This is a genomic window from Sphingomonas sp. CCH5-D11, assembly GCF_001557395.1.
Classification (GTDB): Bacteria; Pseudomonadota; Alphaproteobacteria; order Sphingomonadales; family Sphingomonadaceae; genus Sphingomonas.
This window is the reverse complement of sequence record NZ_LSKH01000289.1, coordinates 1-7076: the sequence shown is the minus strand read 5'-3', so window position 1 is coordinate 7076 and position 7076 is coordinate 1. Positions and strand designations below refer to the sequence as shown.

The 7076-nt window shown below is 65.7% G+C and carries 7 protein-coding genes; 6 read left to right on the top strand and 1 reads right to left on the bottom strand.

Features of this window, described 5'->3' with window-relative positions:
* Positions 1-222 precede the first annotated feature (222 nt).
* Positions 223-1719 (top strand): glycerol kinase GlpK, encoded by a 1497-nt coding sequence (gene glpK / locus AX702_RS17805; protein ID WP_066781794.1) that lies wholly within the window; start codon positions 223-225, stop codon positions 1717-1719.
* Here the strand turns inward: glpK and AX702_RS17800 are convergent.
* Positions 1709-2908, bottom strand: coding sequence for an MFS transporter (locus AX702_RS17800; protein WP_066781792.1), 1200 nt, complete (start codon positions 2906-2908; stop codon positions 1709-1711). The genes glpK and AX702_RS17800 overlap by 11 nt on opposite strands.
* A 459-nt stretch (positions 2909-3367) precedes the next feature.
* Here AX702_RS17800 and AX702_RS17795 point away from each other — a divergent pair, with 459 nt between their 5' ends.
* The 5 genes from AX702_RS17795 to AX702_RS17775 all read left to right on the top strand — a co-directional run.
* Complete coding sequence (locus AX702_RS17795) at positions 3368-3943, top strand: hypothetical protein (RefSeq protein WP_066781791.1); 576 nt, start codon at positions 3368-3370, stop codon at positions 3941-3943.
* Complete coding sequence (locus AX702_RS17790; RefSeq protein ID WP_066781790.1) at positions 3940-4455, top strand: hypothetical protein; 516 nt, start codon at positions 3940-3942, stop codon at positions 4453-4455. Before AX702_RS17795 ends, AX702_RS17790 begins: the two co-directional genes overlap by 4 nt.
* 272 nt (positions 4456-4727) lie before the next feature.
* Positions 4728-5558, top strand: coding sequence for an alpha/beta fold hydrolase (locus AX702_RS17785; protein WP_066781793.1), 831 nt, complete (start codon positions 4728-4730; stop codon positions 5556-5558).
* A gap of 189 nt (positions 5559-5747) precedes the next feature.
* Positions 5748-6413, top strand: a complete 666-nt coding sequence (locus AX702_RS17780) for a flavin reductase family protein (RefSeq protein ID WP_066781789.1) — start codon at positions 5748-5750, stop codon at positions 6411-6413.
* 65 nt (positions 6414-6478) lie between these two features.
* Positions 6479-7076 (top strand): LysR family transcriptional regulator (locus AX702_RS17775; RefSeq protein ID WP_156455577.1); only part of this gene is annotated, 598 nt, incomplete at its 3' end.

The window sequence follows — 7076 nt, the reverse complement described above, 5'->3', positions numbered from 1 at the left end:
GCAATACGCTGAGCCCGCGCCCCGCCGCATCGCGCGCGATCCCCGCGCCGTTGATCCCACCCCCGACAACCAACAGGTCCACCCCGTCACCGGCCGTACCCGCCACCATGTCACTGACCTCCACCATCCCGCTCCCATACGCCAATATCGACCCAAACGAAAGTCTTTGACGTTCGCCCGAAAGATGGCAAGGTTCGCCCGAACGTTCGTTTGGAGAGAGTGGTGGCGGCGCATATCTTGGTGATCGATCAAGGAACGACGTCGACGCGCAGCGTGCTCTTCGACGATCAGGCCCGGCGCGTGGCGATCGCGCAGGTCGAGTTTCCGCAGCACTACCCGGCGCACGGATGGGTCGAGCACGATCCCGAGGATATCTGGCGCGACACCCTGGCGACCGCCCGCGACGCGATCGCCAACGGCGGTGTCCCGCCCCGCGACATCGCCGCGATCGGCATCACCAACCAGCGCGAAACGGCGGTGGTGTGGGACCGTGCGAGCGGCGAGCCGATCCACCGCGCGATCGTGTGGCAGGACCGGCGCGGCGCACCGCAATGCGCGCGGCTGCGCGAGCAAGGGGCGGAGGAGCTCATCCGTTCACGCACCGGCCTGCTGATCGATTCCTATTTCTCCGCCACCAAGATCGCCTGGATCCTCGACAATGTCGCCGGCGCCCGGACCCGTGCCGAACGGGGCGAGCTTGCGTTCGGCACGATCGACAGCTTTCTCCTGTGGCGGCTTACCGGCGGAGCGGTTCACGCCACCGACGTGACCAACGCCAGCCGCACGATGCTGTTCGACATCCACCGCGGCGCCTGGGACGAGGAGCTATGCCGGCTGATCGGTGTCCCCTCGTCCATGTTGCCCGAAGTGCATGATAACGCGCATGTTTATGGAACGACGGACCCCTCGCTCTTCGGTGCCGCGATCCCGATCGCCGGCATGGCGGGCGATCAGCAGGCGGCCCTGTTCGGGCAGGCCTGTTTCGATCGGGGCACGGCCAAATCGACCTATGGCACCGGCTGCTTCATGCTGCTCAACACCGGCGACCAGGCGGTCGAGTCCAAGCATCGCCTGCTCACGACGCCTGCGTACCGGCTGAACGGCAAGACCACTTATGCGCTGGAAGGATCGATCTTCGTCGCCGGCGCCGCGGTGAAATGGCTGCGCGACGGGCTGGGTATCATCACGCACGCCAGCCAGACAAACGACATGGCGACCAAGGTGGAGAACAGCCACGGCGTGTACATGGTGCCGGCGTTCGTTGGCCTGGGCGCGCCGCACTGGGATCCCGATGCGCGGGGCGCGATCCACGGCCTGACGCTGGACACGAGCGCCGCGCATCTCGCCCGCGCGGCGCTGGAAGCAGTCGCGTATCAGACGCTGGACCTGGCGGAGGCGATGGTGGCCGACGGCGGCAGCCGGCCGCACGCCTTGCGGGTCGACGGGGGCATGGCGGCCAATGACTGGCTGTGCCGATTCCTCGCCGACCTTACCGACATGGCCGTCGAACGCCCCGCGGATTTGGAGACAACCGCGCGCGGAGCGGCCTTTCATGCAGGCCTTGCGGCCGGGATCTGGCCTGATCTCGGCACACTTTCGGCCTTGTGGTCGCGCGAACAATGTTTCGAGCCGGAAATGGCGGCAGAAGCCCGCGCGCCGCTGGTCGCCGGGTGGCGCGATGCCGTGCGCCGGACGCTGAGCCAGCAGGTCAGCGGCTAGCCGTCGCTCCGCGGCGCCGGTCGAGCACCAGCGACACCGCCCAGATGGCGAGGCCGCCGAGCGCCAGTGCCATGCCGACCCAGCCGGTCGAGGTCCAGCCATAGCCGGCCGAGATCGCGAGCCCGCCCAGCCAAGGCCCGAGCGCATTGGCGGTGTTGAAGGCGGAATGGTTCAGCGCCGCGGCGAGGGTCTGTGCGTCGCCCGCGACGTCCATCAGCCGCGCCTGTAGCACGGTGCCGAGCCCGCCGCCGGTGCCGATCAGCGTGATGATCGCCAGCATCGACCAGGGCTGCTGCGCAGCCGGGGCATAGAGCGCGAGCACCAGAGCGCTGAACGCCAATGTCACGCCGGCGGTGGGCATCAACGCCCGGTCCGCCCCGCGCGCGCAGGCGAGCGTGCCCACCGTCATGCCGACGCCGAACAGCGCAAGCGCCACCGGGATCAGTTCGGGCGTGCCCGTCACCGCCGTCATGGTCGAGGCAAGATAGGTGTAGACGGAGAACAGCCCGCCAAAGCCGATCGCCCCGATGCCGAGCGTCAGCCAGACGCGGCCGTTGGCGAGCGCCGACAGTTCGCGCAACGGGCTGGCCGTCCGGTCCGCCGGGGTGCGCGGCGCGAAGAGCAGCAGTAGCAGCGCGGTCGCAACCGCGAGCACGGCGACAATGGCGAAGCCCCAGCGCCAGCCGAGCGCCTGGCCGACCACATTGGCGAACGGCACGCCCGCGACGGTCGCGATCGTCAGCCCCAACATCATTCGCGCGACCGCCTGGCTGCGCCGCTCCCGCGGCACCATCGCGGCGGCAACCAGCGCGCCGACGCCGAAAAAGGCCCCATGCGGCAGGCCGCTGAGAAAGCGGAACAGCAGCATCCAGCCAAGGGTCGGGGCGAGCGCCGACAGCGCGTTGGCCAATGCGAAAAAGCCCATCAGCGCGATCAGCAGCTTGCGCCGCGACAGCCGCGCACCCGCCACAGCGAGCACCGGCGCGCCCACCACCACGCCAAGTGCATAAGCGCTGATGACGTGGCCGGCAGTCGGCTCGTCCACGCCGAGGCCGGCGGCCATTTGCGGCAACAGGCTCATTGAGGCGAATTCGGTGGTGCCGATCGCGAACCCGCCCATGGAGAGCGCGAGCAAGGCGAGCGTGACGTTCACCGGACGGCCGGCGGCGGTGGTGGCGAGAGTGGCCAAAAGCGATCTTTCGTGCGGGTTATCTGCCGAGCGCGCCTTCGCGTCTCGAAAAGGAGCTTTACGCTCTTTGCTGCATTGCACAACGAACGCCGGTGGCCCAGCCATGATCCACATCGATTTGGAAACGCAGCTTTTCTCCGGTGCGTGGTCGGGCCTAGTCGGCACCGATCTTCAGCTGCGAACCTGCCTGAGCAGGAGATCGAACGTCCTAGACTAAGCATGGTCGGCATCCATGCCGCAAAGCAACGGATGAGATCACCGATCGAAAGTCGGGCAATAGTAGGAAGTTAACTCAACTATGCACTGATTCGTGATAGCCTGGCCAAATTCGATTGAACACTTGAAGTGTAATGATCTACATTAAGGCAGGTCGCGATTCGTGCAGACACCAAGCGCACGCAGTAGCTTTCGATTGCGTAATACCATCTCAATCGAAGCTGGTACGCTAGGGAGGGCGGATTGGCGAAGGCTCATTTCAGACGCGATGTCGCGGACGATCAGATCGTATACAGCATCTCTCCTGCGGCGCTTCTGGGCTGGAGATCCTTTTCGCTATTCGGGATCGGTTTCTCAGCCTTGCTCGTCGGGGGTGCATTGTGGGTAGGTCTTTGGATCTTCCATTACGACCTGGGCTGGACAGGTTATTATGTCCTCGTCGGTCTGGTCGGATTTCTGATGTACCGTCGATCGGCGAGGGGATATGGCAGTCGGTCAACTTCGCTTGTCACCATAGGTGATGGCGACGTTAGCATCAAAAGAGGTTTGCGATCCGTTGTCGTGCCGCGCGCAGCGATTCGCAGACTGCGATACTTCAACACGGCAAGCGATATGGCGCCAGTCGCCTACGATTATAGTGCCGCTCATGCCCAATTGGCAGCTGAGTCTCATGCCGCCGTAGAAAAACACTGCTGGGGTGTTCAGCTGGACCATGGGAACCAGACAGATACTGTCGTTGACGGGCTCGACGTCGTCACGGCGCAAAACCTCCTGGAGGATCTGAGCCGGGATCTCTTCAAATCGCGAGCTTCCATATGAGCCAGCGGTGGGGAAACACCTGGACCATCTTTGCTATGGTGGCGTTGATCGGTCCGTGCCCCGCCTATGCCCAGGCGCCATCCAATCTTCCCGGCGAGGCGCGCACGATCCTGGCGGAGATCGAGCAAAGCTGTCGATCGTTTGGCGGCCGTGTCACCTTCAACGAAGGGTTCGTGCAGCAGGCAGACTTCAACGGGGACGGCAAACAGGATTATGTCATCGATTGGGGGATGCCGACCTGCAGCACGGCCTCCGCAGGATATTGCGGATCGGCGGGATGCATGCAGTCAGTCTACATATCCAATGCTGCCGGCTACCTTTCAGGAGTTGATTTCTACGGCCTGACGCCGCGCATTCTGATGCGCCAGAGCCGGCCCATTCTCACCCTCGACGTGACCGAGGGATCAGAAAGCTGGGGATGGACCGGAAAAGCTTTCACGAAGCTGCCCCCGGCAGGAGCGACCGCGATCAAGCCATCCCAGTCTCGCCCCAAGGCCCGCCGGGGCAATTGACGGACAGCGTGGCGGCCACGGCCTCTCCCGATGCTGGCGCGCGCGTCCTGACTGGCGTTGCCCGGATGGTGGATGGCGATCCGCGCGCGTCGCTCGAGCAGCCGCCTCAGTGATCCGGTGAAGCGGCGGTGCCCCTACGGCGAATCGTTCGGCTGTGACATGATGAGGCGACGGCGCTTTGTTGTATGCCGCGCCTTGTTGTGAGCGTCCGCGTAACCGGCGGCGAGACCGACGCTGCCGGCTTCGTCATCACGAGCGAAGGGGCTGCACCCATGGCTTTCATCACCACCAGCGACGGTACCGAAATCTTCTACAAGGATTGGGGCGCGAAGGATGCGACCCCGATCGTCTTCCATCACGGCTGGCCATTGTCCGCCGATGACTGGGACAATCAGATGATGTTCTTCCTGCTGCAGGGCTATCGCGTCATCGCGCACGACCGGCGCGGGCACGGCCGGTCGACGCAGACCGATAGCGGCAATGAGATGGATACCTATGCCGCCGATGTCGCGGCGCTGACCGATGCGCTGGACCTCAGCGGTGCGATCCATGTCGGCCATTCGACCGGTGGCGGCGAGGTGGCGCATTATGTCGCACGCGCGAAGCCCGGGCGGGTGGCCAAGGCGGTGCTGATCGGCGCGGTGCCGCCGATCATGGTGCAGTCGGATGCGAACCCCGGCGGGCTGCCGATCGAAGTGTTCGACAGCTTTCGCAAGGCGCTGGTCGACAATCGCGCGCAATTCTACCTCGATGTGCCGACCGGCCCCTTCTACGGCTACAACCGGCCGGGCGCGAAGATCGACCAGGGCGTGATCTGGAACTGGTGGCGCCAGGGCATGATGGGCGGCGCCAAGGCGCATCATGATTGCATCAAGGCGTTCAGCGAGACGGATTTCACCGAGGATCTGACGGCGATCGACGTGCCGGTGCTGGTGATGCACGGCGATGACGATCAGATCGTGCCCTATGCCGATTCCGCGCCGCTGTCGGCGAAGCTGCTGAAGCACGGCACGCTCAAGACCTATGCCGGCCTGCCGCACGGCATGTGCACCACTCACCCGGATATCGCCAACGCGGATCTGCTGGCGTTTATCAAAGGCTGATCCGCAGGCGCGATCGGGTCTCGCAACGCGGTTCAACCGGCGCGGATGAACTTTGCGGCGAAGGTGGGGAGCTCTGCGCGACCACCTTCGCCATGCCGCGCCCTCCAGCGAAGCTCAGGACTGAATCTTCCCGCCATCCACGGCGCCTGCGATCTTCCCTTTGCGCGCATTTGGTGAAAGGCAGTGGCCATGAAGTTCCTGATGGCCGATCTGCCGCCGCGGCAGCGCTACAAGCTGCTCGTTTCCACCGTGACGCCGCGGCCGATCGCCTGGGTGACGACGCGGGGGCGCAACGGCGTGGTGAATGCGGCGCCGTACAGCTTCTTCAACGCGATGGGCGATGATCCGCCGCTGCTGGTGCTCGGCCTGCTGAAGGACGCCAATGGCGCGGACAAGGATACCGCGACCAACATCATCGAAACAGGCGAGTTCGTCGTGAACCTTGTGTCCGAGAACGACGCCGAGACGATGAACCAGTCGTGCGTCGATGCGCCGCGCGACGTGAGCGAGATCGACTATGCCGGCATCGCGACCACGCCGGCGGCGCGCGTGGCGCCGCCGCTGATCGCGACCGCGCCGGTGAGCTTCGAATGCGTGAGGCGCGAGCTGCTGGAGATCGGGCCGCGGCAGGTGATCGCCGTGGGTGAAATACTGGTGACGCATATCCGCGACCAGTTCATCGCCGATCCCGACAAGCTGCACATCGATACCGCGGCGATGCGGCTGATCGGGCGGATGCACGGCGCGGGGACGTACCTGCGCAACAGCGACACCTTCACCATGACGCGGCCGGCGTTTGACCCGGCGCGGCTGGACCCGGCGCGGCTGGATTCGACGGGGGGAGAGGCGCGATAAGGCCGATCAGCCGCATCGACCTGAACCTGCTCGGCACGTTCGAGGCGATCTACTCGCAGGGCGGGGTGACGGCGGCGGCGCGGCATCTGCATCTGTCGCAATCCGCCGTCAGCCATGCGCTGGCGCGGCTTCGCCTGGCGTTCGACGACGAGCTGTTCGTGCGGGTCGGCAATGCCATCGTGCCGACCGCGCTCGCCCGGTCGATCATTGATCCGGTGCGCGATGCGTTGCAGGGGGTGGAGCAGGCGCTGGTCACCGCGACACGCTTCGACCCGGCAACCTCGACGCGCGCGTTTCGTATCGGGCTGCGCCAGGCGAACGAGGCGCGGGTGTTCGCCGGCATCGTCGCGCAGATGGTGCGCGCGGCCCCCGGCGTGACGCTCGCCAGCGTCAACTTCCGCCGCAGCGAGGTGGCGGAGGAACTGGCGCGGGGCGACCTCGACCTTGCGATTGACGTGGCGAGCGACGCCACGACCGGGCTTCATGCGGTGCCGCTGCAGACCGATACGATGGTCGTCGCCGCGCGCCGGGGACATCCGCGCATCCATGGTGCGATCGATCTGGAGACGTATCTTGCCGCCGACCACGTGCAGGCGTCGCCGCGCCGGTCCGGGCCGGGGCTGGAGGACGAGGGGCTGGCGGCGCTGGGCAAGGCGCGGCGGG